At 65.2% G+C, this 23,622-nt stretch carries 31 protein-coding genes; 26 read left to right on the forward strand and 5 right to left on the reverse strand.

Annotated elements, in window-relative coordinates:
* Nucleotides 1–55 precede the first annotated feature (55 nt).
* Nucleotides 56–1,483: an NAD-dependent succinate-semialdehyde dehydrogenase gene (locus ACKTT0_RS08965; RefSeq protein WP_407849570.1), complete on the reverse strand. Its 1,428-nt coding sequence runs from the start codon at nt 1,481–1,483 to the stop codon at nt 56–58.
* A gap of 201 nt (nt 1,484–1,684) precedes the next feature.
* Here ACKTT0_RS08965 and ACKTT0_RS08970 point away from each other — a divergent pair, with 201 nt between their 5' ends.
* The 19 genes from ACKTT0_RS08970 (at nt 1,685) to rplQ (ending at nt 11,711) form a co-directional block, all read left to right on the forward strand.
* The gene (locus ACKTT0_RS08970) at nt 1,685–2,443 is read left to right on the forward strand and encodes an aspartyl/asparaginyl beta-hydroxylase domain-containing protein (protein ID WP_407849571.1); all 759 of its coding nucleotides are present in this window, start codon (nt 1,685–1,687) and stop codon (nt 2,441–2,443) included.
* Nucleotides 2,444–2,766: 323 nt separating this feature from the next.
* Nucleotides 2,767–3,135, forward strand: a complete 369-nt coding sequence (gene rplN, locus ACKTT0_RS08975; RefSeq protein WP_005017313.1) for a 50S ribosomal protein L14 — start codon at nt 2,767–2,769, stop codon at nt 3,133–3,135.
* Between the two features lie 10 nt (nt 3,136–3,145).
* Complete coding sequence (gene rplX / locus ACKTT0_RS08980) at nt 3,146–3,466, forward strand: 50S ribosomal protein L24 (RefSeq protein ID WP_012251758.1); 321 nt, start codon at nt 3,146–3,148, stop codon at nt 3,464–3,466.
* Between the two features lie 12 nt (nt 3,467–3,478).
* Nucleotides 3,479–4,018, forward strand: a complete 540-nt coding sequence (gene rplE, locus ACKTT0_RS08985) for a 50S ribosomal protein L5 (RefSeq protein ID WP_028355434.1) — start codon at nt 3,479–3,481, stop codon at nt 4,016–4,018.
* Between the two features lie 12 nt (nt 4,019–4,030).
* Nucleotides 4,031–4,336 carry a 30S ribosomal protein S14 gene (gene rpsN / locus ACKTT0_RS08990; protein ID WP_028355433.1) on the forward strand — a complete coding sequence of 102 codons (306 nt, stop codon included), beginning with the start codon at nt 4,031–4,033 and terminating at the stop codon, nt 4,334–4,336.
* 10 nt (nt 4,337–4,346) lie between these two features.
* A complete protein-coding gene (gene rpsH / locus ACKTT0_RS08995) occupies nt 4,347–4,742 on the forward strand; it encodes a 30S ribosomal protein S8 (RefSeq protein WP_028355432.1) in 396 nt (131 codons plus the stop codon).
* Nucleotides 4,743–4,754: 12 nt separating this feature from the next.
* Nucleotides 4,755–5,288 carry a 50S ribosomal protein L6 gene (gene rplF, locus ACKTT0_RS09000; RefSeq protein ID WP_407849572.1) on the forward strand — a complete coding sequence of 178 codons (534 nt, stop codon included), beginning with the start codon at nt 4,755–4,757 and terminating at the stop codon, nt 5,286–5,288.
* Between the two features lie 21 nt (nt 5,289–5,309).
* The gene (rplR, locus tag ACKTT0_RS09005; RefSeq protein ID WP_012251753.1) at nt 5,310–5,675 is read left to right on the forward strand and encodes a 50S ribosomal protein L18; all 366 of its coding nucleotides are present in this window, start codon (nt 5,310–5,312) and stop codon (nt 5,673–5,675) included.
* Nucleotides 5,676–5,690: 15 nt separating this feature from the next.
* The gene (gene rpsE / locus ACKTT0_RS09010) at nt 5,691–6,212 is read left to right on the forward strand and encodes a 30S ribosomal protein S5 (protein ID WP_028355430.1); all 522 of its coding nucleotides are present in this window, start codon (nt 5,691–5,693) and stop codon (nt 6,210–6,212) included.
* 3 nt (nt 6,213–6,215) lie between these two features.
* Nucleotides 6,216–6,401: a 50S ribosomal protein L30 gene (gene rpmD, locus ACKTT0_RS09015; protein ID WP_407849573.1), complete on the forward strand. Its 186-nt coding sequence runs from the start codon at nt 6,216–6,218 to the stop codon at nt 6,399–6,401.
* 9 nt (nt 6,402–6,410) lie between these two features.
* The gene (gene rplO / locus ACKTT0_RS09020) at nt 6,411–6,851 is read left to right on the forward strand and encodes a 50S ribosomal protein L15 (RefSeq protein WP_028355428.1); all 441 of its coding nucleotides are present in this window, start codon (nt 6,411–6,413) and stop codon (nt 6,849–6,851) included.
* Nucleotides 6,852–6,865: 14 nt separating this feature from the next.
* The gene (gene secY, locus ACKTT0_RS09025; protein WP_407849574.1) at nt 6,866–8,194 is read left to right on the forward strand and encodes a preprotein translocase subunit SecY; all 1,329 of its coding nucleotides are present in this window, start codon (nt 6,866–6,868) and stop codon (nt 8,192–8,194) included.
* Nucleotides 8,195–8,202: 8 nt separating this feature from the next.
* On the forward strand, nt 8,203–8,421 hold the full coding sequence (infA, locus tag ACKTT0_RS09030) for a translation initiation factor IF-1 (RefSeq protein WP_003806927.1): 219 nt from the start codon (nt 8,203–8,205) through the stop codon (nt 8,419–8,421).
* A 32-nt stretch (nt 8,422–8,453) separates the two neighbouring features.
* The gene (gene rpmJ, locus ACKTT0_RS09035) at nt 8,454–8,567 is read left to right on the forward strand and encodes a 50S ribosomal protein L36 (protein WP_003806928.1); all 114 of its coding nucleotides are present in this window, start codon (nt 8,454–8,456) and stop codon (nt 8,565–8,567) included.
* A 41-nt stretch (nt 8,568–8,608) separates the two neighbouring features.
* Complete coding sequence (gene rpsM, locus ACKTT0_RS09040) at nt 8,609–8,974, forward strand: 30S ribosomal protein S13 (RefSeq protein WP_028355426.1); 366 nt, start codon at nt 8,609–8,611, stop codon at nt 8,972–8,974.
* Between the two features lie 15 nt (nt 8,975–8,989).
* Nucleotides 8,990–9,391: a 30S ribosomal protein S11 gene (rpsK, locus tag ACKTT0_RS09045; RefSeq protein ID WP_006216516.1), complete on the forward strand. Its 402-nt coding sequence runs from the start codon at nt 8,990–8,992 to the stop codon at nt 9,389–9,391.
* A gap of 11 nt (nt 9,392–9,402) precedes the next feature.
* Nucleotides 9,403–10,026, forward strand: a complete 624-nt coding sequence (gene rpsD / locus ACKTT0_RS09050) for a 30S ribosomal protein S4 (protein WP_407849575.1) — start codon at nt 9,403–9,405, stop codon at nt 10,024–10,026.
* A 196-nt stretch (nt 10,027–10,222) separates the two neighbouring features.
* Nucleotides 10,223–11,209, forward strand: a complete 987-nt coding sequence (locus ACKTT0_RS09055; RefSeq protein ID WP_028355424.1) for a DNA-directed RNA polymerase subunit alpha — start codon at nt 10,223–10,225, stop codon at nt 11,207–11,209.
* A gap of 106 nt (nt 11,210–11,315) precedes the next feature.
* Nucleotides 11,316–11,711 (forward strand): 50S ribosomal protein L17, encoded by a 396-nt coding sequence (gene rplQ, locus ACKTT0_RS09060; RefSeq protein ID WP_028355423.1) that lies wholly within the window; start codon nt 11,316–11,318, stop codon nt 11,709–11,711.
* 70 nt (nt 11,712–11,781) lie between these two features.
* Here the strand turns inward: rplQ and ACKTT0_RS09065 are convergent, their stop codons facing one another.
* The gene (locus tag ACKTT0_RS09065) at nt 11,782–12,237 is read right to left on the reverse strand and encodes an HIT family protein (RefSeq protein WP_407849576.1); all 456 of its coding nucleotides are present in this window, start codon (nt 12,235–12,237) and stop codon (nt 11,782–11,784) included.
* Between the two features lie 98 nt (nt 12,238–12,335).
* On the opposite strand from ACKTT0_RS09065, the gene cutA reads away from it, so the two are divergent.
* The gene (gene cutA / locus ACKTT0_RS09070) at nt 12,336–12,674 is read left to right on the forward strand and encodes a divalent-cation tolerance protein CutA (RefSeq protein ID WP_407849577.1); all 339 of its coding nucleotides are present in this window, start codon (nt 12,336–12,338) and stop codon (nt 12,672–12,674) included.
* A gap of 58 nt (nt 12,675–12,732) precedes the next feature.
* On the forward strand, nt 12,733–14,604 hold the full coding sequence (gene dsbD, locus ACKTT0_RS09075; RefSeq protein WP_407849578.1) for a protein-disulfide reductase DsbD: 1,872 nt from the start codon (nt 12,733–12,735) through the stop codon (nt 14,602–14,604).
* A gap of 145 nt (nt 14,605–14,749) precedes the next feature.
* On the opposite strand, the gene hemB is transcribed toward dsbD, so the two are convergent.
* Nucleotides 14,750–15,766, reverse strand: a complete 1,017-nt coding sequence (hemB, locus tag ACKTT0_RS09080; protein ID WP_407849579.1) for a porphobilinogen synthase — start codon at nt 15,764–15,766, stop codon at nt 14,750–14,752.
* Nucleotides 15,763–16,386, reverse strand: coding sequence for a ribosome biogenesis GTP-binding protein YihA/YsxC (gene yihA / locus ACKTT0_RS09085; RefSeq protein ID WP_407849580.1), 624 nt, complete (start codon nt 16,384–16,386; stop codon nt 15,763–15,765). The genes hemB and yihA overlap by 4 nt, the downstream gene beginning before the upstream one ends.
* A gap of 202 nt (nt 16,387–16,588) precedes the next feature.
* Here yihA and ACKTT0_RS09090 point away from each other — a divergent pair, with 202 nt between their 5' ends.
* The 3 genes from ACKTT0_RS09090 to ccsB all read left to right on the forward strand — a co-directional run bounded on the left by ACKTT0_RS09090 (nt 16,589) and on the right by ccsB (nt 20,847).
* Entirely contained in the window at nt 16,589–17,290 is a 702-nt protein-coding gene (locus tag ACKTT0_RS09090) for a c-type cytochrome (protein WP_407849581.1), read from the forward strand.
* Nucleotides 17,291–17,410: 120 nt separating this feature from the next.
* Entirely contained in the window at nt 17,411–19,498 is a 2,088-nt protein-coding gene (locus ACKTT0_RS09095; RefSeq protein ID WP_407849582.1) for a cytochrome c biogenesis protein ResB, read from the forward strand.
* Nucleotides 19,499–19,506: 8 nt separating this feature from the next.
* Nucleotides 19,507–20,847, forward strand: coding sequence for a c-type cytochrome biogenesis protein CcsB (ccsB, locus tag ACKTT0_RS09100; protein ID WP_407849583.1), 1,341 nt, complete (start codon nt 19,507–19,509; stop codon nt 20,845–20,847).
* Nucleotides 20,848–20,854: 7 nt separating this feature from the next.
* On the opposite strand, the gene ACKTT0_RS09105 is transcribed toward ccsB, so the two are convergent.
* Nucleotides 20,855–21,667, reverse strand: coding sequence for an IclR family transcriptional regulator domain-containing protein (locus tag ACKTT0_RS09105; RefSeq protein ID WP_407849584.1), 813 nt, complete (start codon nt 21,665–21,667; stop codon nt 20,855–20,857).
* A gap of 93 nt (nt 21,668–21,760) precedes the next feature.
* Between ACKTT0_RS09105 and ACKTT0_RS09110 the strand changes: the two genes are divergently transcribed.
* Nucleotides 21,761–22,645: a TauD/TfdA dioxygenase family protein gene (locus ACKTT0_RS09110; RefSeq protein WP_407849585.1), complete on the forward strand. Its 885-nt coding sequence runs from the start codon at nt 21,761–21,763 to the stop codon at nt 22,643–22,645.
* 21 nt (nt 22,646–22,666) lie between these two features.
* Nucleotides 22,667–23,614: a Bug family tripartite tricarboxylate transporter substrate binding protein gene (locus ACKTT0_RS09115; RefSeq protein ID WP_407849586.1), complete on the forward strand. Its 948-nt coding sequence runs from the start codon at nt 22,667–22,669 to the stop codon at nt 23,612–23,614.
* The last annotated feature ends 8 nt before the right edge of the window (nt 23,615–23,622 follow it).

The raw sequence follows: 23,622 nt of genomic DNA on the forward strand, positions 1-23,622 counted from the left end.
AGCGTCGCCCCCTTGAGGGGGTAGCGCGCAGCGCTACGGGGGTGGGCCCTACTACTTATACATGCGTGATGAACTTGGTGACCAGGTAGCCGTCGAAGGTTTCCAGGCCGCCTTCGCTGCCGATGCCGCTGTCCTTGATGCCGCCGAAGGGCGTTTCGGCCAGGGCGCTGCCGAAATGGTTGATGTTGACCATGCCGGCTTCCAGCCCGTTGCCGACCTTGGTGGCGGTCTGCAGCGAGTTGGTGAACACGTATGACGACAGGCCGAAAGGCAGGCTGTTGGCACGCCGCAGCACTTCGTCGGTGTCCTTGAAGCGCACCACGGGCGCGACCGGGCCGAAGGGTTCTTCGGTCATCAGCATGGAGTGGTCGGGCAGGTCCGTGACCACCGTGGGCGAGAAGAAGAAGCCCTTGCGGTCAAGCGGCTCGCCGCCCAGCGCGATCTTGCCGCCGTGCTTCTTGGCGTCTTCCACGAACTTGCTCATGGCGGGCACGCGACGTTCGTGCGCCAGCGGTCCCATCTGGGTGCCTTCCTCGAGGCCGTCGCCCACCTTGATGCCCTTGAGCACTTCGGTGAAGCGCGCCAGGAATTGCTCGTACGCGCCTTCCTGTACGTAGAAGCGGGTGGGCGACACGCAGACCTGGCCGGCGTTGCGGATCTTGAACTTGGCCAGCATCTCGGCCGCGCGGCCGATGTCGGCGTCGTCGAACACCAACACCGGGGAATGGCCGCCCAGTTCCATGGTGACCCGCTTCATGTGGGCGCCAGCCAGAGCGGCCAACTGCTTGCCCACCGGCACCGAGCCCGTGAACGACACCTTGCGCACAATGGGCGAACGGATCAGGTAGTCCGAGATCTTGGCGGGCTCGCCCCAGACAATGTTCAGGCAGCCCTTGGGCAGCCCGGCTTCGTGGAACATGCGGGCGATGGCCATGACCGCGCTGGGGGAATCTTCCGGGCCCTTCAGGATGACCGTGCAGCCCGCGCCGAGCGCGGCCGCGATCTTGCGGATGGCCTGGTTATAGGGGAAGTTCCAGGGCGTGAACGCGGCGCATACGCCGATTGGTTCGCGCACCACGATCTGGCGCACGTCCGGGCTGCGCGGCGGGATCACGCGGCCGTAGATGCGGCGGCATTCCTCGGCATGCCAGTCGGCATGTTCGGCGCAGGCGGTGATTTCGCCGACCGATTCAGCCAGCGGCTTGCCCTGGTCCAGCGTCATGTTGCGGCCGATTTCCTTGGCCCGCTCACGCGACAGCGAGGCTACCTTGCGCAGGATGGCCGAGCGCTCCATGGGCGAGCTGTGCTTCCAGGATTCGAAGGCGCGCTGCGCCGCGGCCAGCGCCCGGTCGAGGTCGGCCTCCGTGGCATGCGGCAACTGCCCCAGGACTTCCAGGGTGGCGGGATTGACCACATCCTGGGTACGACGGCCTTCGCCGGTCAGGAATTCACCGTCGATATACAGCGCCAACTGTTCATACATGCTGAGTTCCTTGCGAAATAAGTGGGAATAGCAATCAGACCCCTTCAGTCTAAACCAGCTTGGCGGCGGACGCTTGGGCCACTGCCGCCGGTTCTGCCGGAGCCAATCGCCTGCGGGCTTGCGCCGGCCGGCGTCTCTGCACAAAATGGGGGGGTATCAGGCCTGCCGGCACGTCATCCGTACACCTCTCGTCGTTCTGTCATGCCAACACCGAACCAGGATACCGCCGTCGCACGCAGCCTGTTCTCGCGGGCCTTCTTCCGGTTCCTCGACTGGCTGCAGCATCGCATTGCCCGAGCCTCCCTGGTGGGAGACCAGCCCATCTTCGACAATGCCCGGTTTGGCTGGATCGCGGACCTGGAAGCCCGGACGCCGGCCATCCGCGCCGAGCTGCAATCGCTGCTCCAGGAGCGGGAGCGCCTGCCGGCGTTCCACGAAATTTCGCCCGACGTAGGCATGATCACTGGCGACGACCAGTGGAAAACCTTCCTGTTCCTGGCCTATGGCATGCGATCGGACCGCAATCTGGCACGCTGCCCGGCCACCGCGGATGCGCTCGCCTGTATTCCGGGGCTGCGGACGGCGTTTTTCTCGATACTCGAACCCGGCAAGCGGATTCCGCTGCACCGCGGTCCATACAATGGGGTGCTGCGCCTGCACTTGGGCCTGGTGGTGCCCGAGCCGCGCGAGCGCTGCTGGATCGAGGTCGGCGGGCAGCGTTATGCCTGGGAGGAAGGCCGGGCCGTGGTCTTCGACGATCTCTACCCCCACCAGGTGCACAATGACACCGGCGGCCTGCGCGCCGTGCTGTTCGTCGACTTCGAGCGCCCCTGCCGGGCGCCCGTGCGCTGGCTGAATCGCCTGGTGCTGGCCGCCGCGCCGCTGACCGACGAGGTGCGGCGCGGCAAGGCCAATCACGATACCTGGGAAGCCCGTTTCTACGCAGGCAGAAAACGGTGACGTAGCGGTTGGCGCCCCTGTGGCGCGCATGGCACGACGACGCGCCTGGAAGACTTGCTTCTTTTTAGACGACGGGGTAGAATTGACAGCTTTCCCGAATTGTCGTCATTTGTAGGGCGGCGGTTAGGTCGCTGACCGGGCCGCGGCTTGCCGGCAAGGGCGTCGGGAAAAGTATCCGCAGGATTTCAACCCAGGGTCGCGGTACCGCCTTTGAGGATCGTCTTCAAAGCGTGCGGCGGACCTGACGGGACCAAAACTGGCGGGAAGAGCGGTGTTCCTCGGTGGGGCGCTGTGATTCCGGTTAAGTTGGAACAGGAAAAATCATGATCCAAATGCAGACCACGCTGGACGTGGCCGACAACACCGGTGCGCGCGCTGTCATGTGCATCAAGGTGCTCGGTGGCTCCAAGCGCCGTTATGCCGGTATCGGCGACATCATCAAGGTGAGCGTCAAGGATGCGGCCCCGCGCGGGCGCGTCAAGAAAGGCGAAATCTACAACGCCGTGGTGGTTCGCACCGCCAAGGGCGTGCGCCGCAAGGACGGTTCGCTGATTCGTTTCGGTGGCAATGCCGCCGTGTTGCTCAACGCCAAGCTGGAGCCCATCGGCACCCGCATCTTCGGACCCGTTACGCGCGAACTGCGTACCGAGAAGTTCATGAAGATCGTGTCGCTGGCGCCCGAAGTGCTGTAAGGAGCCCACGATGAACAACATTCGTAAAGGCGACGAAGTCATCGTCCTGACCGGCCGCGACAAGAAGCGTCGCGGCACCGTGCTGGCTCGCGTCGATGCCGACCACGTCCTGGTCGAGGGCGTGAACGTCGTCAAGAAGCACGTCAAGGCCAACCCGATGGCCAACAACCCCGGTGGCATCGTCGAAAAGACCCTGCCGATCCACATCTCGAACGTGGCGCTGTTCAACCCCGCCACGGGCAAGGGCGATCGCGTCGGCGTCAAGGAAGTCGACGGCCGCAAGGTCCGCGTGTTCCGTTCCAATGGTGCCGTTGTCGGCGCCAAGGCGTAAGGGGCGACAGACATGTCTCGTTTGCAAGATTTCTACAAGAGCAAGGTTGCTCCCGACCTGCAGGCCAAGTTCGGCTACAAGAGCCTGATGGAAGTGCCGCGCATCACCAAGGTCACCCTGAACATGGGCGTTTCGGAAGCGGTCGCTGACAAGAAGGTCATCGAGCACGCCGTTGCCGACCTGACCAAGATCGCCGGCCAGAAGCCCGTCGTGACCAAGACCCGCAAGGCTATCGCCGGTTTCAAGATCCGCGAGAACTACCCGATCGGCTGCATGGTCACCCTGCGCGGCCAGCGCATGTACGAATTCCTGGACCGCCTGGTGGCCGTGGCGCTGCCGCGCGTGCGCGACTTCCGCGGCATCTCGGGCCGTGCGTTCGACGGCCGCGGCAACTACAACATCGGGGTGAAAGAGCAGATCATTTTCCCCGAAATCGAGTACGACAAGATCGACGCGCTGCGTGGGCTGAACATCAGCATCACCACCACCGCCAAGACCGACGACGAAGCCAAGGCGCTGCTGACCGCCTTCAGCTTCCCGTTCCGTAACTAAGAGGCTGATGACGTGGCTAAACTTTCCCTCATCAATCGCGACATCAAGCGCGCCAAGCTGGCCGACAAGTACGCCGCTCGCCGCGCCGAACTGAAGGCGATCATCGACGACCAGTCGAAGACCGACGAAGAACGTTACCAAGCTCGGCTGAAGCTGCAACAGCTGCCGCGCAATGCCAACCCGACGCGCCAGCGCAACCGCTGCGTCGTCACGGGCCGTCCGCGCGGCGTGTTCCGCAAGTTTGGGCTGACCCGCCACAAACTGCGTGAAATGGCGATGAACGGGGAAATCCCGGGCATCACCAAGGCCAGCTGGTAGGAGAAAAAACATGAGCATGAGCGATCCCATCGCCGATATGCTGACTCGCATTCGCAATGCGCAGCAAGTTGACAAAGTTACGGTGAGCATGCCCTCCTCGAAGCTGAAGGCGGCCATTGCCGCCGTGCTGCAGGATGAAGGCTACATCGACGGCTTTGAAGTCAAGGGCACGCAGGCCAAGCCTGAGCTGGAAATCACCCTGAAGTACTACGCCGGCCGTCCGGTCATCGAGCGCATCGAACGCGTCTCGCGCCCCGGCCTGCGTATCTACAAGGGCCGCAGCAGCATTCCTCAGGTCATGAACGGCCTGGGCGTGGCCATCGTTTCGACCTCGCGCGGCGTCATGACCGACCGCAAGGCCCGTGCCAACGGCGTCGGCGGCGAAGTCCTGTGCTACGTGGCCTAAGGAGAAACTCGAATGTCACGTATCGCTAAGTACCCGGTCGAACTGCCCAAGGGTGTTGAAGCCAGCATCCAGCAGGACCAGATCACCGTCAAGGGCCCGCTGGGCACCCTGAGCCAGCCGCTGACCGGCGATGTCACCATCGCGCTGGACGACGGCAAGCTGACGTTTGTCGCCGCCAACGAGTCGCGCCATGCCGGCGCCATGTCGGGCACCGTGCGCGCCCTGGTGGCCAACATGGTCACCGGCGTGAGCAAGGGCTTCGAACGCAAGCTGAACCTGGTCGGCGTGGGTTATCGCGCCCAGGTTCAAGGCGACGCCGTCAAGCTGCAGCTGGGCTTTTCGCACGACATCGTGCACAAGCTGCCCGCCGGCGTGAAGGCCGAATGCCCCACCCAGACGGAAATCGTCATCAAGGGCTCCAACAAGCAAGTCGTCGGTCAGGTGGCCGCTGAAATCCGCGCCTATCGCGAACCCGAACCCTACAAGGGCAAGGGCGTGCGCTATGCGGACGAACGCGTCGTCATCAAAGAGACCAAGAAGAAATAACGGCGCACGCAAGGACGAATCATGGACAAAAAAGTTTCCCGTTTGCGTCGTGCGGTTCCGACCCGCCGGAAGATCTCCGAGCTGCGCGTTCATCGCCTCTCGATTTTCCGCTCGAACCTGCACATCTACGCCAACATCATTTCGCCGGAAGGCGATCGCGTGCTGGTCAGCGCTTCCACGCTGGAACCCGAAGTGCGTGCGCAGCTGGCCGGCCAAAGCGGCCAGGGCGGCAACACCGCCGCCGCCACGCTGGTGGGCAAGCGCGTTGCCGAAAAGGCCAAGGCCGCCGGTATCGAACTGGTCGCCTTCGATCGCTCGGGCTTTCGTTACCATGGCCGCGTGAAAGCGCTGGCCGATGCCGCGCGTGAAGCCGGCCTGAAGTTCTAAGCGAGGATCTGTCAAATGGCTAAAGTACAAGGCAAAGGCGCCGCGGAAAAAGAGAACGACGACGGCCTGCGCGAAAAGATGATCGCGGTCAACCGCGTGAGCAAGGTGGTCAAGGGTGGTCGCACCATGAGCTTTGCCGCGCTGACCGTGGTCGGCGACGGCGACGGCCGCATCGGCATGGGCAAGGGCAAGGCGCGCGAAGTGCCGGTGTCCGTCCAGAAGGCGATGGAACAGGCCCGCCGCGGCATGTTCAAGGTTGCCCTGAAGAACGGCACGCTGCATCACTCCGTGGTCGGCAAGCATGGCGCCTCCACCGTGCTGATCTCGCCCGCGGCCGAAGGTACCGGCGTGATCGCCGGCGGCCCGATGCGCGCCATCTTCGAGGTGATGGGCGTGCGCAACGTGGTTGCCAAGAGCCTCGGCTCCAGCAACCCCTACAACATGGTCCGTGCCACGCTGAACGGCCTGCGCGCTTCCCTGACTCCGTCGGAAGTGGCTGCCAAGCGCGGCAAGACCGTCGAAGAGATTCTGGGGTAAATCATGGCTCAGAAGCAGATCAAAGTTACCCTCGTGCGCTCGGTGATCGGCACCAAGCAATCCCACCGCGATACCATCCGCGGCCTGGGCCTGCGCCGCGTCAACAGCAGCCGCGTTCTGGTCGACACGCCCGAGGTGCGCGGGATGATCCGCAAGGTGGATTATCTCGTCTCCGTCTCGGAAGCCTAAGGAATCACGATGTCGGATATTCAACTCAATACGCTCAAGCCCGCCGAGGGCAGCAAGCACGCCAAGCGCCGCGTCGGCCGTGGCATCGGCTCGGGCCTGGGCAAGACCGCCGGCCGTGGCCACAAGGGCCAGAAGTCGCGTTCGGGCGGCTTCCACAAGGTTGGCTTCGAAGGCGGCCAGATGCCGCTGCAGCGTCGCCTGCCCAAGCGCGGCTTCACGCCGCTGGGCCAGCACCTGTACGCCGAAGTCCGCCTGTCGGACCTGCAAGCCCTGTCCGCCGACGAAGTCGACGTGCAAGTGCTGAAGGCTGCCGGCGTGGTTGGCCAGCAAGTGCGCTACGCCAAGGTCATCAAGTCGGGCGAACTTTCGCGCAAGGTGACGCTCAAGGGCATCACCGCGACGGCCGGCGCGCGCGCCGCCATCGAAGCCGCTGGCGGCTCGCTTGCCTGATTACGAGGTAACACGTGGCTAATGCACAGGCACTGGGCAAAACTGGAGCGCGATACGGCGACTTGAAGCGTCGTCTCGTGTTCCTGGTGCTCGCCCTGGTGGTTTACCGACTGGGTACACACATCCCCGTTCCGGGCATCAACCCGGACGCGCTGGCGGACCTGTTCCGCCAGAACCAGGGCGGGATCCTGGGCCTGTTCAACATGTTCTCGGGCGGCGCGCTGTCGCGCTTTTCGATCTTCGCCCTGGGGATCATGCCGTACATTTCTGCATCGATCATCATGCAGCTGATGTCGGTGGTGGTGCCCTCGCTGGAAGCCCTCAAGAAAGAGGGCGAGGCCGGCCGCCGCAAGATCACCCAGTACACCCGCTATGGCACGGTCGTGCTGGCGCTGGTGCAGGCGGTGGGTATTTCGGTGGCGCTGGAGTCCCAGCCGGGCCTGGTGATCGATCCGGGCATGCTGTTCCGCTTCACGACCGTCGTGACGCTGGTCACCGGCACCATGTTCATCATGTGGCTGGGCGAGCAGATCACCGAGCGTGGCCTGGGCAACGGTATCTCGATCCTGATTTTCGCGGGTATCGTCGCCGGCCTGCCTTCGGCGCTGGCCGGGTTGCTGGACCTGGTCCGCACCAATGCGATGTCGGTGCCGTCGGCGCTGTTCATCGTGGCCCTGGTGGTGCTGGTGACGGCCTTCGTGGTGTTCGTGGAGCGCGGCCAGCGCAAGATCACGGTCAACTATGCCAAGCGGCAAGTGGGCAACAAGATCTACGGTGGCCAGAGCTCGCACCTGCCGCTCAAGCTGAACATGGCCGGGGTGATTCCGCCGATCTTCGCGTCGTCGATCATCCTGTTCCCGGCCACGATCACGAGCTGGTTCTCGACCGGCGACAGCATGCTGTGGCTGCGCGACCTGGCGGCGGCGCTCGAGCCCCGTCAGCCGCTCTACATCACGCTGTATTCGGCCGCGATCATTTTCTTCTGCTTCTTCTATACGGCTCTGGTGTTCAACAGCCGGGAAACGGCAGATAACCTGAAGAAGAGCGGTGCCTTCGTTCCCGGCATCCGTCCGGGTGAACAGACGGCGCGCTACATCGACAAGATTCTGATGCGCTTGACGCTAGTGGGTGCGCTGTACATCACCCTGGTGTGCCTGCTGCCGGAATTCCTGGTGATGCGCTGGAACGTACCGTTTTATTTTGGTGGCACGTCCTTGTTGATCATCGTGGTGGTGACGATGGACTTCATGGCGCAGGTTCAGGCGTACATGATGTCGCACCAGTACGACTCGCTGCTCAAGAAAGCGAACTTCAAGGGTTCCTCGGGTTTGCCGATGCGATAGCAGAAGAAATGTCTAAGGACGACGTCATCCAGATGCAAGGAGAGGTTCTCGAGAACCTTCCCAACGCGACTTTTCGCGTCAAGCTCGAAAACGGCCACGTGGTGCTAGGCCATATTTCCGGCAAGATGCGTATGCATTACATCCGGATCCTGCCGGGCGACAAGGTCACAGTGGAGCTCACGCCCTATGACCTGACGCGGGCAAGAATCGTTTTCCGCTCTAAATGAGCGACCGGATTACGGAAAATTAGGAGTCAACCATGAAAGTAATGGCATCGGTTAAGCGGATCTGCCGCAACTGCAAAGTTATCAAACGTCACGGCGTGGTGCGCGTCATCTGCACCGACCCGCGTCACAAGCAGCGTCAAGGCTAACCTGGTTAGCGACACGCAACGGATTTATTCAAGGAACAGTCATGGCCCGTATTGCTGGCATTAACATTCCGCCGCAACAGCACGCCGAAATCGGCCTGACCGCCATTTTTGGCATCGGTCGTACGCGCGCTCGCAAGATCTGCGAAGCAGCAAATGTACCCCTTACCAAAAAGGTCAAGGACCTGACCGACGCTGAACTGGAGCGCATCCGCGAGCACGTGGGTGTGTTCACGGTCGAGGGTGACCTGCGTCGCGAAGTGCAACTGTCGATCAAGCGCTTGATCGATCTGGGCACCTACCGCGGCATGCGTCACAAGCGCGGTTTGCCCGTGCGCGGCCAGCGCACCCGCACCAACGCCCGCACCCGCAAGGGACCGCGTCGTGCTGCTGCGTCCCTGAAGAAATAATCGAGGAACAGGATTATGGCGAAAGCTTCCACCAGCGGCGCTTCGCGCGTACGCAAAAAGGTCAAGAAGAACGTCTCGGACGGCATCGCGCACGTCCACGCGTCCTTCAACAACACCATCATCACCATCACCGACCGCCAGGGCAATGCCCTGTCGTGGGCGACTTCGGGTGGCGCGGGCTTCAAGGGTTCGCGCAAGTCGACGCCGTTCGCCGCGCAGGTGGCTGCTGAAACGGCCGGCCGCGTCGCGCTGGAATACGGCATCAAGACCCTCGAAGTGCGCATCAAGGGCCCCGGCCCCGGCCGCGAATCGTCGGTGCGCGCGCTCAACGCCCTGGGCATCAAGATCTCGAGCATCGCTGACATCACGCCCGTTCCGCACAACGGCTGCCGTCCGCCGAAGCGTCGTCGTATCTAAAGGGAATCCACATGGCTCGTTATACTGGACCCAAATGCAAGCTCTCGCGCCGCGAGGGCACCGACCTGTTCCTGAAGAGCGCCCGCCGCTCGCTGGATTCCAAGTGCAAGCTGGATTCCAAGCCCGGCCAGCATGGCCGCACTTCGGGTGCCCGCACTTCCGACTACGGCCTGCAGCTGCGTGAAAAGCAGAAGCTCAAGCGCATGTACGGCGTGCTGGAAAAGCAATTCCGCAAGTACTTCGCTGAAGCGGAGCGCCGCCGCGGCAACACCGGCGAAACGCTGATCCAGCTGCTCGAATCGCGCCTGGACAACGTCGTATACCGCATGGGCTTCGGCTCGACGCGCGCCGAGGCTCGCCAGCTGGTCGCCCACCGCGCCATCGAGCTGAACGGCCACACCGCCGATATCGCCTCGATGATCGTGAAGGCGGGCGACGTGATCACCGTGCGTGAAAAGGCCAAGAAGCAAGGCCGTATCCGCGAATCGCTCGACCTGGCCTCCAGCATCGGCATCCCCCAGTGGGTGGAAGTCGACAGCAATAAGATGTCGGGCACGTTCAAGTCGGTTCCCGACCGCGCTGATGTCGCCCGCGACATCAACGAATCGATGGTCGTCGAACTGTACTCGCGTTAATCGCCGCAGGCGCGGCGCCCGCCGGGTGCGCGCTTGTGCCGAGCAGCCGATTGCAGGTCCCGCAGCAGCCCGCTTTCCGCGTTTTCGCGGGGCGGGCTTTGCGGTAAGTATCGAACGGCATTCCTGCCGTGTTTTTCTTGTTTCCATCAGCCTTATCGGTGTAACGAGCCGAGGGTATTGAAAAGGAATACTGTAAATGTCCACTCAAGGTTTTCTGAAGCCGCGTTCCATTGAAGTCGAACCGGTCGGCACCCACCACGCCAAGATCGTGATGGAGCCGTTCGAGCGCGGCTACGGCCATACGCTGGGCAACGCCCTGCGCCGCATCCTGCTGTCCTCGATGACGGGCTATGCGCCCACCGAAGTGCAGATGACCGGCGTGGTGCACGAATACTCGACCATCCCGGGCGTGCGCGAAGATGTCGTCGACATCCTGCTGAACCTGAAGGGCGTGGTCTTCAAGCTGCATAACCGCGATGAAGTCACCCTGGTGCTGCGCAAGAACGGCGCCGGCACGGTGGTGGCCGGCGATATCGAGCTGCCGCACGACGTCGAGATCATCAACCCCGACCATGTCATCTGCAACCTGACCGACGCCGGCAAGGTGGAGATGCAGGTCAAGGTTGAAAAGGGCCGCGGCTATGTGCCGGGCAATGTGCGCGCGCTGTCGGAAGACCGCACCCACACCATCGGCCGTATCGTGCTGGACGCTTCGTTCAGCCCGGTGCGCCGCGTCAGCTATGCCGTCGAGAGCGCCCGCGTCGAGCAGCGCACCGACCTGGACAAGCTGGTGCTGGACATCGAAACCAACGGCGTGATCTCTCCCGAGGAAGCGGTGCGCCAATCGGCCCGCATCCTGATGGACCAGATCTCGGTGTTCGCCGCCCTTGAAGGCGCTGGCGATTCGTACGAGGCCCCGGTGCGCGGCACGCCGCAGATCGACCCGGTGCTGCTGCGTCCGGTCGACGACCTGGAGCTCACCGTGCGTTCGGCCAACTGCCTGAAGGCCGAGAACATCTACTACATCGGCGACCTGATCCAGCGCACCGAGAACGAGCTGCTCAAGACCCCCAACCTGGGCCGCAAGTCGCTCAACGAAATCAAGGAAGTGCTGGCCGCACGTGGCCTGACCTTGGGCATGAAGCTCGAGAATTGGCCGCCGCTGGGCCTCGAGCGTCCGTAATTCTTACCCCCGTCTTCCACCGGACCGCGGCCTGGCAGCAGGCCGATAGAAGATCCGGATAACCTGGCGGCGCAAGCGCCGCCTTTAGATTCAAAAGGAACTTATCATGCGTCACGGTAATGGTTTGCGTAAGCTCAATCGCACCAGCAGCCACCGTCTTGCCATGTTTCGCAACATGGCCGTTTCGTTGATCAAGCACGAAGCGATCAAGACCACGCTGCCCAAGGCGAAAGAACTGCGCCGCGTCGTCGAGCCCCTCATCACCCTCGGCAAAGAGCCCACCCTCGCGAACAAGCGTCTGGCGTTTGCCCGTCTGCGCGATCGCGACGCCGTGGTCAAGCTGTTCGCCGAGATCGGCCCGCGCTACGCTGCCCGCAACGGCGGCTACACCCGCGTGCTGAAGATGGGTTTCCGTCAAGGCGACAACGCTCCCATGGCCTACATGGAGCTGGTTGATCGTCCTGAAGTGCAGGAAACCGAGGCTGACAACGCTGCCGAATAATCCGGCCAGTGGATAAGCGCAAGGGCGGGCCTCCGGGCCCGCCCTTGTTTTTTTTGACGCCGCCAGGGTGTCAGGCACCTGAACCGGGCCGGCCGCCAGCCAGCGCCAGGCGCAGCTGCGCAGCGGTGCCGGCCAGCTGGTCGGCGGGGCATTGCGGCGGCATGACGAACTGCAGGTCTTTCTGGGCGATGTACTGCGTGGACGTGATGTCCTGCGGATGATGCATGGGGACCAGGTGGGCATGAGCGTGCGCCACGTGGATGCCGGTGAACATGAAGCCCACGCGCTCGACCCGGTACAGGGCTTTCATGGCGCGCGCCAGTTGCTGGCCCAGCGCCAGGATGCGGCCGGCCGTTCCGGCGGGCAGGTCTTCGAAGTATGGATAATGCTGCTTGGGGATGACCAGCACATGGCCTGGGCGCACCGGCTGGATATCCAGGAAAGCCAGGATGTCGTCGTCCTCGTGGACCACGTGCGCGGGAATCTGGTGTTGGGCGATGCGGCAGAAAAGGCAGGAGTCCGACATGGTGGTGGCCTCGGCGGGAGGGCGCAAACGGCGCCACGGGCAGTGCCGATAAAATACCCTATCGAGACGGCGCTGCAAGCCGTACCCTGGGAGTAGCCATGTTGCGCGACGACGACATCGTGTTGGTGATCAGCAATGCGCCCGACCTGCTGTTGGCCAAGCGCATCGCCCATGTGCTGGTCGAGGATGGCCTGGCGGCCTGCGTGAACCTTGGCGCGCCGGTGCTGTCCATCTATCGCTGGGAAGGCGAGATCGAAGGCGCCGACGAGATCCCCATCTGCATCAAGACCACCGCGGGCCGCCAGCAAGCCGTGGTGCAGGCGCTGGCGAAGCTGCACCCATACGAGGTTCCCGAGATCATCGTCGTGCCGGTGATCGGCGGTAGCGCCCCTTACCTGGACTGGGTACGGGCACAGGCCGGCGGCGCCGGATCATAGGACCCACCCGCCGGCCCCGGCGGCCGGTGGCAACCACGAGAATTCGATGTTTCAGTTGATGGTTCGTACGCGACCCGCCTGGCGGGTCCTGATGGGTTGCCTGGCCTTGGCGGCCACATGGGCCGTGCTGGCCTGGCGCCCGGCCGCCGCGCTCGGCGAAGAGGATTTCCTGCCGCCCGAGCAGGCCTTCGTCTTCAGCGCCGCCATGGCCGGCCCGGACGCCGTCGAACTGCGCTATCGCATTGCTCCCGGCTATTACATGTATCGCGAGCGCTTTGGCCTGGCCATCAGCCCGCAAGGCGCGACCACGCTCGGCCAGGCGAAGTATCCCCAGGGCGAGGTGAAATACGATCCCACGTTCGAGAAGGACATGGAGGTCTACCACGACCAGGTGGCTATCCGGGTGTCGCTGGCCGAGGGCCAGCCCTTCACCTTGACCGTCACGAGCCAAGGGTGCGCCGATGCGGGCCTGTGCTATCCGCCCATGGACCACGCCGTGCGGCTGGTGCCGGTGGCCGGCGGGTATGCGGTGGACGGCGCCGCCGCTGCTGCCGATACGCCGGCCGGGCCGGCGGGCAGCGGGGCTTCCGCATCGAGCGGCGGCCTGGGGGCGCTGTTGTCGGCCGGCGACCTGGGCCTGGCCGATGCCATTGGCGGGCTGGGCTGGCTCAAGACGGCCGGCGTATTCTGGCTGCTGGGGCTGCTGCTGGCATTCACGCCTTGCGTGCTGCCCATGATCCCCATCCTGTCGTCCATCGTGGTGGGCGGCGGCGCGCGCCCCGGCCGCTGGCGCGGCCTGGGGCTGGCGGCCGCCTATGTGCTGGGCATGTCGGTCGTCTACACGGCGCTGGGTGTCGCCGCCGGGCTGAGCGGCGCGGGCCTGGCCGCATGGCTGCAGACGCCCTGGGTGCTGGCCATTTTCGCGGCCGTGCTGGCGGCGCTGGCGCTGGCTACCTTCGGCGCCTTCGATTTCCAGGTACCGGCCGCGATGCAGGGCTGGCTGTCGACACGCTCGGCCCGTATCCCGGGCGGACGCGCCACGGGCGCGCTGGCCATGGGCGCCGTGTCGGCGTTGATCCTGGGGCCCTGCGTGGCCGCGCCGCTGGCGGGCGCCTTGCTGTATATCTCCCAGACCGGCGACGTGGTGCTGGGTGGCGCCGCGCTGTTCGCCATGGCCTGGGGCATGGGGGTGCCGCTGCTGGTGGTGGGCGCTTCATCAAGCGCGCTGCTGCCCAAGACCGGCCCCTGGATGGATGGCGTCAAGCGGCTGTTCGGCATGTTGTTGCTGGCCACCGCCTGGTGGATGCTGATCCCCATTGTGCCGACTTGGCTGCAGATGGCGGGCTGGGCGTTCCTGGCAGTCGTCGCGGCGGTGATGCTGCACGCCTTCGAGGCCTTGCCCGCTGGCGCGGGCGCCCCGCGCATGTTCGCCAAGGGGCTCGGCTTGCTGCTGGCCCTGGCTGGCGTGGCATGGCTGGTCGGCGCGGCCAGTGGCGGCCGCGACGTGCTGCAGCCGCTGTCGCACCTGGCGCAGCGCGGCGGCGGGCCGGCGCCGCTGGCGGCCGCCGGCCCGGTGGAATTCAAGCGGGTGCGTACCAGCGCCGAGCTGGACGCCCTGCTGGCGCAGAGCACGCAGCCCGTCATGCTGGACTTCTATGCCGATTGGTGCGTGTCGTGCCGCGAAATGGAGCGCTTCACGTTTTCCGATCCGGCCGTGGCCGGCCGGATGTCGCGCATGCTGCTGCTGCAGGCCGACGTCACCGCGAACAATGCCGACGACCGCGAATTGCTGAAGCGGTTCCGCCTGTTCGGCCCGCCGGGCATCCTGTTTTTTGCGCCGGGCGGGGCGCCCATCGCCGATGCGCGCGTCATCGGCTTCCAGGATGCGCCACGCTTCGCGGCGGTGCTGGACCGCGTGCTGGCGCGCTAGGGCCGGCCGGCCTGTAGCCGCCGCTTTTGCCCTGTGTCAGGCGCCCGCCAGGGTGCCTGACGCCAAATGTCAATTGTGAAGCCGTCTCTGCAAGTTTCGGTGTCAGGCACCTGCGGAGCCTGACACCTGGCCGCAGCTTGCGCCTCTATTGCTGCTGCTTGAGCAGCTTGGCGGCTTCCACGGCGAAGTAGGTCAGGATGCCGTCGGCGCCGGCGCGCTTGAAGCCCAGCAGCGCTTCCATCATGACCTTGTCGTGGTCCAGCCAGCCGTTGGCCGCGGCCGCCTTGATCATGGCGTATTCGCCGCTGACCTGGTAGGCGAAGGTGGGTACGCGGAAGGTGTCCTTGACTCGCCGCAACACGTCCAGGTACGGCATCCCGGGCTTGACCATGACCATGTCGGCGCCTTCCTGCAGGTCGGCCGCCACTTCGCGCAACGCCTCGTCGAGGTTGCCCGGATCCATCTGGTAGGCCATTTTGTTGGACTTGCCCAGGTTCGCAGCCGACCCGACGGCGTCGCGGAACGGACCGTAGAACGCGCTGGCGTACTTGGCCGAGTAGGCCATGATGCGCGTGTGGATGTGCTGGTCGGCTTCGAGCGCCTGGCGGATGGCGCCGATGCGCCCGTCCATCATGTCGCTGGGCGCCACGATATCGACCCCGGCGGCGGCCTGCACCAGCGCCTGGCGGATCAGGATCTGCACGGTCGGCTCGTTGAGGACGTAGCCCTCTGCGTCGATGACGCCGTCCTGGCCATGGCTGGTGTACGGGTCGAGCGCGACGTCGGTAAGCACGCCGAGCTGGGGGAAGCGCTGCTTCAGCGCCGCGACCACGCGCGGAATGAGGCCTTCCGGGTTGGCGGCCTCGGCCCCGTCGGGCGTCTTGAGCGCCGGATCGATGACCGGGAACAGGGCCATCACGGGGATGCCCAGGGCCACGCATTCCTCGGCCGCGCCCAGCAGGGTGTCGGGCGAATAGCGCATCACGCCCGGCAGGGACGGCACCGGCTGCCGCAGGCCGCTGCCTTCGGCCACGAACACCGGATAGATGAGGTCGTTGACCGTGAGGGCGTGCTCGCGCACCAGGCGGCGGGTGAAGTCGTCGCGGCGCAGCCGGCGCGGCCGCGACACGGGAAAGGCGGGGGAGATGATATGCGGATTCATGGCACTACCTTGGGGGAGATCCAGTTCTCGATGTGCTGGGTGGCCTCGGCCAGCCCGATGCGTTCGGTGGCCGAGAACGGCACGGTGTGCAGGGCGCCGATGTCGGCCAGGTCCTTGCGCACCGCGTATACGGCGCGCTGGCGCTGGCCGTAGGGCAGCTTGTCGGCCTTGGTCAGCAGCGCCAGCACCGGCCGGCCGGTGGGGGCGATGAAGTCCGCCAGGCGCCGGTCGAGCTCGGTGACGCCGCGGCGGATGTCGATGAGCAGCACGATGCCGGCCAGGGAGGGACGGTCGCGCAGATAGCCGCCCAGGATGTCGGCCCATTTTTCCTTTTCCTTGTGCGCCACCGAGGCGTAGCCGTACCCGGGCAAGTCGACCAGGAAGCCCAGTGGCTGGTCCGGGGCGAGCGGGTCGGGCAGGCCGAACAGGTTGATCAGCCGCGTGCGGCCGGGAGTCTTGCTGGAGAACGCCAGCCGACGCTGGTTGCACAGCACGTTGATGGCCGAGGATTTGCCGGCGTTGGAGCGGCCGACGAAGCAGACCTCGGGGGCGCCGGGTGCGGGCAGCTGGTCGAGGCGGGCCGCCGAAACGAAGAAAGAGGCGCGGTGCAGGAGGGACACGGAAGAGGGCCGATACGGTTGGTTGCGAACCCTATTGTATAATCGTGCGTTTGCAACAGTGGTCCCCCTGCACAGCGCCGGCTTTTTCCGCCTGCCGAAGGCGGAAACGGCCCAGGGCGAATGTACGTCCGATCCGGCACGGCATGGGGCAGGCATGGGGCGCTTTGGCGCCTTGATCGAGATCCGATCGTCGAGGTTTTCAATGAAGCGTGTGCTGTCCCGGATGTTGGTAGCAAGCGGGCTGATGCTCGGTGCGTCTCTATTCTCCTCCAGTTTCGCTGCCGAAGGCGCCGCCGCGCCGGCGAAGCCCGATGCCGCCAAGGGGCAGGAATTGTACGACCAGGGCGACGCCTCGCGCGGCATCGTGGCCTGTGCGTCCTGTCACGGCGCGGCGGGCAACAGCACCATTCCGGTCAACCCCAACCTGGCCGCGCAACCTCACGAATACCTGGTCAAGCAGCTGGTCGACTTCCAGACCAAGCAAGGCGCCGAGAAGCCGGCGCGCAATGGCCCGGAAGGCAACCCGACGCCCATGACCGCCATGGCGCAGAACCTGACGCCGCAGGACATGCAGAACGTGGCGCTCTACCTGACGCAGCAGCCCCTGACCGAGCCGGCCAGCGCCGGCCACGAGGACCTGGTCGAACTGGGCCGCAAGATCTGGCGCGGCGGCCTGCCCGACCGCAACGTGCCGGCCTGCGCGGCCTGCCACTCGGCCGACGGCGCCGGCCTGCCCAGCCAGTATCCGCGCCTGGCTGGCCAGCATCCCGGGTACATCGAAGAGCAGCTGAAGCTGTTCCGCAGCGGCGACCGCGCCAACAACGACGTCATGCACGACATCGCCGACCGCATGTCCGACGCCGACATCAAGGCGGTGTCCGACTACGCCGCGGGCCTGCGCTAGGCGCGGGTCCCGTCCAGGCGCGGCCGGCCCGCGCAACAATACCGCAGCGCGCCCGGAACCGGATTCCAGGCACGCTGTCCATAAGGGGGAAAGCCGGCAGCACGGCACCCCCTTTTTTTCATGAACGCCACCGCCCAGCCTTCTCGCCACCCCTTGCGCAGCCTGCCGCGCGATCTCTTCGAACTGCTTGGTTCGATGCGCTTCGCCGTGAGCCTGCTGATGTTCATCTGCGTGGCCAGCGTGCTGGGCACGGTGCTGGTGCAGAACCGCTCGTCCAATACCTACATCGACCAGTTCGGGCCGTTCTGGTTCGAGGTCTTCGACAAGTTCTCGATCTGGCACGTGTACAACAGCTGGTGGTTCCTGGCCATCATGGGCTTCCTGGTGGTGTCCACCTCGGTGTGCCTCATCCGCAATACGCCCAAGATGCTGCGCGATGCCCGGTCGTTCCGCGAGCACGTGCGCGCCAGCAGCCTGCGCGCTTTCCCGCACCGCGTCGAGATCCGCGACGCCGCCCCGGTAGATGGCGCGGCCGGCGGCATCAAGGGCCTGCTGGCGCAACAGGGCTACGCCGTGCGCGAGCGCCGCGACGGCGACAGCGTGATGCTGGCCGCCAAGAAGGGCAGCGCCAACCGGCTGGGTTATATCTGCGCGCACGCGGCCATGGTCATCATCTGCCTGGGCGGGCTGCTCGACAGCGAGCTGGCGGTGCGGTTGCAAGTGCTGCTGGGCGGCAAGCAACCTATTGTCGAGAACATGCTGATCTCGCAGGTGCCTGCCAGCGGGCGCCTGTCGGTCGCGAACCCCAGCTTTCGCGCCAGCGTCCTGATTCCCGAGGGAGGCCAGGCCAGCACTGCCGTGGTCATGGTGGGCGACGGCGCCTTGGTGCAACCCCTGCCGTTTACCCTGAAACTCAAGAAATTCCTGATCGACTACTACTCCACGGGCATGCCCAGCCGTTTCGCCAGCGAGGTGGAGGTCACCGACCCTGACACTGGCAAGACCTTCGAATCCACCATCGAGGTCAACGAGCCGCTGCGCTACAAGGGGGTCACGGTCTACCAGTCCAGTTTCGATGACGGCGGCAGCAGTGTCAGCTTGAAGGGGTACCCGCTGGTCGGCGCAGCCAGCGCGGCCTTCGACCTGGACGGCACGGTGGGCAAGCCGGCCGAGATCACCGCGCGCGGTCCCGACGGCAGCGCCCGGGACATGCAGGTGGAAATCACCGCGCTGCGTCCCATCAACGTCGAGGACCTGTCCGGCGGTACGCCGGGGGCCAACCGCCTGAGTTTCGGCGAGCACGTCGCGTCCGTGACGGGCAGCGCCGCCGGCAAGAAGAACGAGAACCTGCGCAACGTCGGCCCCAGCGTCGAGTACCGCCTGGTCGACCAGGCCGGGCAGGCCCACGAGTTCATGAACTACATGCTGCCGGTCGAACTGGACGGCGCCGCCGTGTTCCTGGCGGGGGTGCGCAACAATGCCTCCGAGAATTTCCGCTATTTGCGCATTCCGGCCGATGCCGAGGGCTCCCTGGCCGAGTTCATGCAGCTGCGCGCCACGCTGGCCGACCCCGCGGCGCGGCGCGAGGCCGCCCGCCGTTTCGCCGAACGCAACAGCCCGGCCGCGGCCGAGCGCCAGTCGCTGCAGACGGCCGCCGAGCGGGCCCTGGACACCTTCGCCAAGGGAGGCCTGCAGGCGATCGCCGATTTCCTGCAAGCCAACACCGCCCCGGCCGACCTGGAGCGCGCCGCCGACGTGGTGATTCGGCTGATCGGCGTGTCCATGTCCGAGTTGCGGGCCGTGGCGCGCGAGCGGGCCGGCTTGCCGGCGCTGCCGGCCGATGGCCCGGAGGCCGAGCGTGCAGCGCAATGGTCGCGGCTGGCCGTGGCGGCGCTGTCCGACCTGAACGTGTATCCGGCGCCGGTGTTCCTGGCGCTGAGCAATTTCGACCACGTGCAGGCCAGTGTCTTCCAGGTAAGCCGCACGCCCGGCAAGACCGCCGTATACCTGGGCTGCCTGCTGCTGGTGCTGGGCGTATTCTCGATGTTCTATATTCGTGATCGCCGGGTTTGGGTCTGGATCAAGCCGGCCCAGGGCGGCGATGGCAGCGAGGTCCAGGCTGCCATGACTTCGCAGAAGCGTACACTGGACTTCAACCACGAGTTCGACCGCTTCAAGCAGGCGCTATTGCGCCGGAACCGGCCCTGAGGTTTTTCATGTCCGCGACTACTTCCACGCATTCGTCCGACGCCCTGTGGCAGGCTGCTCCCTCGCCGACCGGCGACGCGCGCGCCCAGCGCGGCCGCCCCGACTGGACCGATATCGTCTTTTTCCTGCTGCTGGCCGTCGGCGCGGGCTTTGCGCTGACCCGCTACAGCGGCGCCATGGACTACTACGAGAAGACCATCCTGTGCGGCACGGTGTTCGTGCTGACCTGGATGGGCTGGCTGTGGCGGCCGCTGCGGCGGCTGATGATTGCCTGTGCGCTGGCCGCGGGGCTGGCGCTGGTGCTGTACCAGAACGATCTGGCGCGCGCGGAGCAGGTGTTCTTCCTGAAATACCTGTTCTCTTCGCAATCGGCCATCCTGTGGATGAGCGCCCTGTTCATCCTGGCCACGGCCTGCTACTGGATCGGCCTCTTCAGCCCGACCGCGGCCTGGCTGGGCACCGCCCTGACCTGGGGCGCGGTCTTCGCGGGCGTGACCGGCATGCTGGTGCGCTGGCGCGAAGGACACCTGATGGGGCCGGACCTCGGCCACATCCCGGTCAGCAACCTGTACGAAGTATTCGTGCTGTTCTCGCTGATCACCGCGCTGTTCTACCTATACTACGAACGCAAGTACGCCACGCGCGCGCTGGGCGGCTTCGTATTGCTGGTGATTTCCTCGGCCACGGTGTTCCTGCTGTGGTATGCGTTCACCCGCGACGCCGGGCAGATCCAGCCGCTGGTGCCGGCCCTGAAAAGCTGGTGGATGAAGCTGCACGTGCCGGCCAATTTCATCGGCTACGGCACGTTCTCGCTGGCGGCCATGGTGGGGTTTGCCTACCTGGTCAAGCAGCATGGCACGACCACGTCCTGGGCCAAGCTGGCCCCGCTGTTCGTGCTGGGCGTGCTGCTCTGCGTGGAACCCATGGTGTTCCGCACCGAAGGGCTGTCGGCCACCTGGATGATCTATTTCGGGGTCGGCATCGTCATCGTGGGCGGCATCCTGCTGGGGCGGCGGCGCATCGCCCAGGCCCTGCCATCCCTCGAGGTGCTGGACGACATCATGTACCGCGCCATCGCGATCGGCTTCGCGTTCTTCACCGTGGCGACCATCCTGGGCGCGCTGTGGGCGGCCGATGCCTGGGGCGCCTACTGGCAATGGGACCCGAAGGAGACCTGGGCCCTGATCGTCTGGCTGAACTACGCGGCCTGGCTGCACATGCGCCTGATGAAAGGCCTGCGCGGCCACCTGGCGGCCTATTGGGCGCTGGTCGGCCTGCTGATCACCGGGTTCGCCTTCCTGGGCGTGAACATGTTCCTGTCGGGCTTGCACTCGTACGGCGAGTTGTAGCCGTCGGTCAACGGTCCGGCCCCTGCCGGCCCAGGCCCCGGCTAATCTGCGCTGCGGTCTGGCGCATGCGTGGCAGGAAGCGGTCGATAATGCTGTTGCGCTCGTGGCGTGCCAGGCTCAGGCTGGTGGTAAGCGCCGCCACGACATGGCCGCGATCATCCTCGATGGGCACGGCAAGGCCGCAGATTCCCAGTTCCAGCTGCTCGCTCGCCAGGGCATAGCCCTGCCTGGCGGCCAATGCCATGGCGTTGCGCAGCGGCTCGGCCTGCGTCAACGTATGAGGCGTCAGCCGCTCGAATGGCGCGCCCGCCAGATAAGCTTCGCGGTCCGCCGCGCTGGCTGCTCCCAGCAGCACGTGGCCGCTGGAGGTGGCGTGGGCCGGCAGGCGTTCGCCCACGCCCAGCCGCCGTGACAATGGGCTGGGCATCTCCGCGCGCGCCACATACACCACGTCGCGGCCGTCCAATACCGACACCGTACAGATTTCGCCCACGTCGCGCATGAATGCTTCGACCGCATCGCGCGCGAGCTCGCGCAGAGGCAGCGAGGCGAGGTACGCGAAACCCAGTTCGAGCACGGCCGGCGTCAGGCTGAACTTGCGGCCTTGCAGTCGCGCATACCCGAGTTCCACAAGCGTGTACAGAAGGCGTCGCGCCCCGGCTGGCGTCAAGCCGGCCCGCTCGGCTACCTCGCTCAGAGTGAGCGATTGATGGCCGGGGCCGAATGCCCGGATCACCGCCAAGCCGCGCGCGAATGCTTCGACGAACTGATCGCTTCCCTTGGGTAAACCCCAGGTTCGTTCCTGCGAATTATTGGGCATTATGATTTTCGACAAAAGAAATTATTTTCGACTATCGAAAATAATAGCACGTCGAGCCCGGCAAGCAAACCTTTACAAGCAAGAGGAGCGATCATGATCGAATTGACGCCCGTCAGCCCGGATTTCGTTGCCGAGGTGGCAGGCCTGGACTTGAATACTCCGTTGACGCCCGACGACGCGCGCGCCCTGCGCGCGGCGATGGACCAATACGCGGTGCTCGTCATCCCGGATCAGCCGCTGACGGAAGAGCGGCAGGTCGCGGTGGCCCAGTTGTTCGGCCCGCTGGAAATCTCGGTTGGCGCCTCGGTGTACAACGCCCATCGTCCGCGCCGCTTGAACCACGCCGAGCTGTCGGACATCTCGAACCTGGATGAGTCCGGCGGCATCCTGGACGCGGGCGACATCCGGCGCCTGATCAATCTGAGCAACCAGCTCTGGCATACCGACAGTTCGTTCAAGCGCACGCCCGCAAGTATATCCATGCTTTCGGCGCAGGAGATTCCACCAGTGGGAGGCGCCACCGAATTCGCTGACATGCGGGCCGCCTGGGATGCGCTGGACAGCGCCATGCAGGCGCGCCTGGCGCCGCTGGTGGCCATACACGACTACTTCCACTCGCGTGGCCTCACCGGCTTCGACACCGCCGGCATCCCGGCAGCCTGGCGCGAGATGCAGCCGCCGGTGCCGCAGGTGCTGGTGCGCACGCATGCCGCCACCGGGCGGCGCTCGCTTTACCTGGCATCTCATATCAGTGCAATTCGCGACATGGCCGACGACGAAAGCCGTGCCCTGGTCGATCAGCTGATGGCGTTCGCCACGCAGCCGCGCTTTGTGTACCGGCACCGCTGGCGCGTCAATGACCTGGTCTTGTGGGACAACCGGTGCACCATGCACCGGGGCGCAGGTTTCGATGAAAAGTATCGCCGTTCCATGCGCCGGGCCACCGTGCAGGATGCCGGCCCGACCGTGGTTGCTTGATTGGCGCAAGAGAGGTTTGCAGTGATTCGCATATTGATCCTATGTATCCTGGTGGTGGCCAGTTCCAGTGCGGCAGCCTATCCCGACCGACCCATCAATCTCGTGGTGCCGTTCGGCGCCGGCTCTTCCACGGACATGCTGGCCCGTGTCGTGGCGCACGGCCTGAGCGAACGGCTGGGACAGCCGGTGACGGTGGAAAACAAAGTCGGCGCTGGTGGCGGGATCGGTTCGTCGTACGTCGCGCGCAGCGCACCCGATGGCTACACGCTATTGATGAGCACCAATGGCCCGATGGCGGCGAATGCCAGCCTGTACAGCCAGCTGCCTTATGACCCGATACAGGATTTTGCCCCGGTAATCCTCATGGGGCGGTTGCCGATGATCCTGATCGGCAACAACGATACGACGGCTCGAACGGTCGGCGAGCTGATCGCCGAGGCCAAGGCGCGTCCGGGGGAAATCAACTTCGGCGCCAGCAACACGACAGCGCGAGTATGGGTGGAATTGCTCAAGCGCATGGGAGGCGTCGATGTCGCGACGGTGCTGTACAGCAACGTGGGCGGCATGATGACTGACCTGATGAGCGGCCGCATCTCGTACGCGTTCGAGAATGTCGGGCCGTCACTGTCCCAGATCCGAGCCCAGAAAGTGCGCGCGCTGGCGGTTACCTCGCCCGCGCGCGCGGCATTCGCGCCGGAGGTTCCGACCGTCGCTGAAAGTGGGCTGCGCGACCATGAACTGGTAGTCTGGTTCGCGATGTTCGCGCCGCGCGATACTCCGGGAGAAGTGATCGAGCGGATCAACCGCGAAGTAAATGCCCTGTTGCAGACGGACGATCTGCGCCGACTAGCTGCGCAAATCGGCATGGCCGCCGCCGGCGGCACGCCGGCGGATTTGCGCGATTATCAGCAGGCTGAAGTGCGCAATTGGCGCCAGTTGGTAGAGATGACCGGCGTCCAGATCAACTGAGCCGCATC

Origin of the sequence: Bordetella saccharivorans (assembly GCF_045862855.1) — a bacterium.
In the GTDB taxonomy this organism is placed as follows: Bacteria; Pseudomonadota; Gammaproteobacteria; order Burkholderiales; family Burkholderiaceae_B; genus Bordetella_A; species Bordetella_A petrii_F.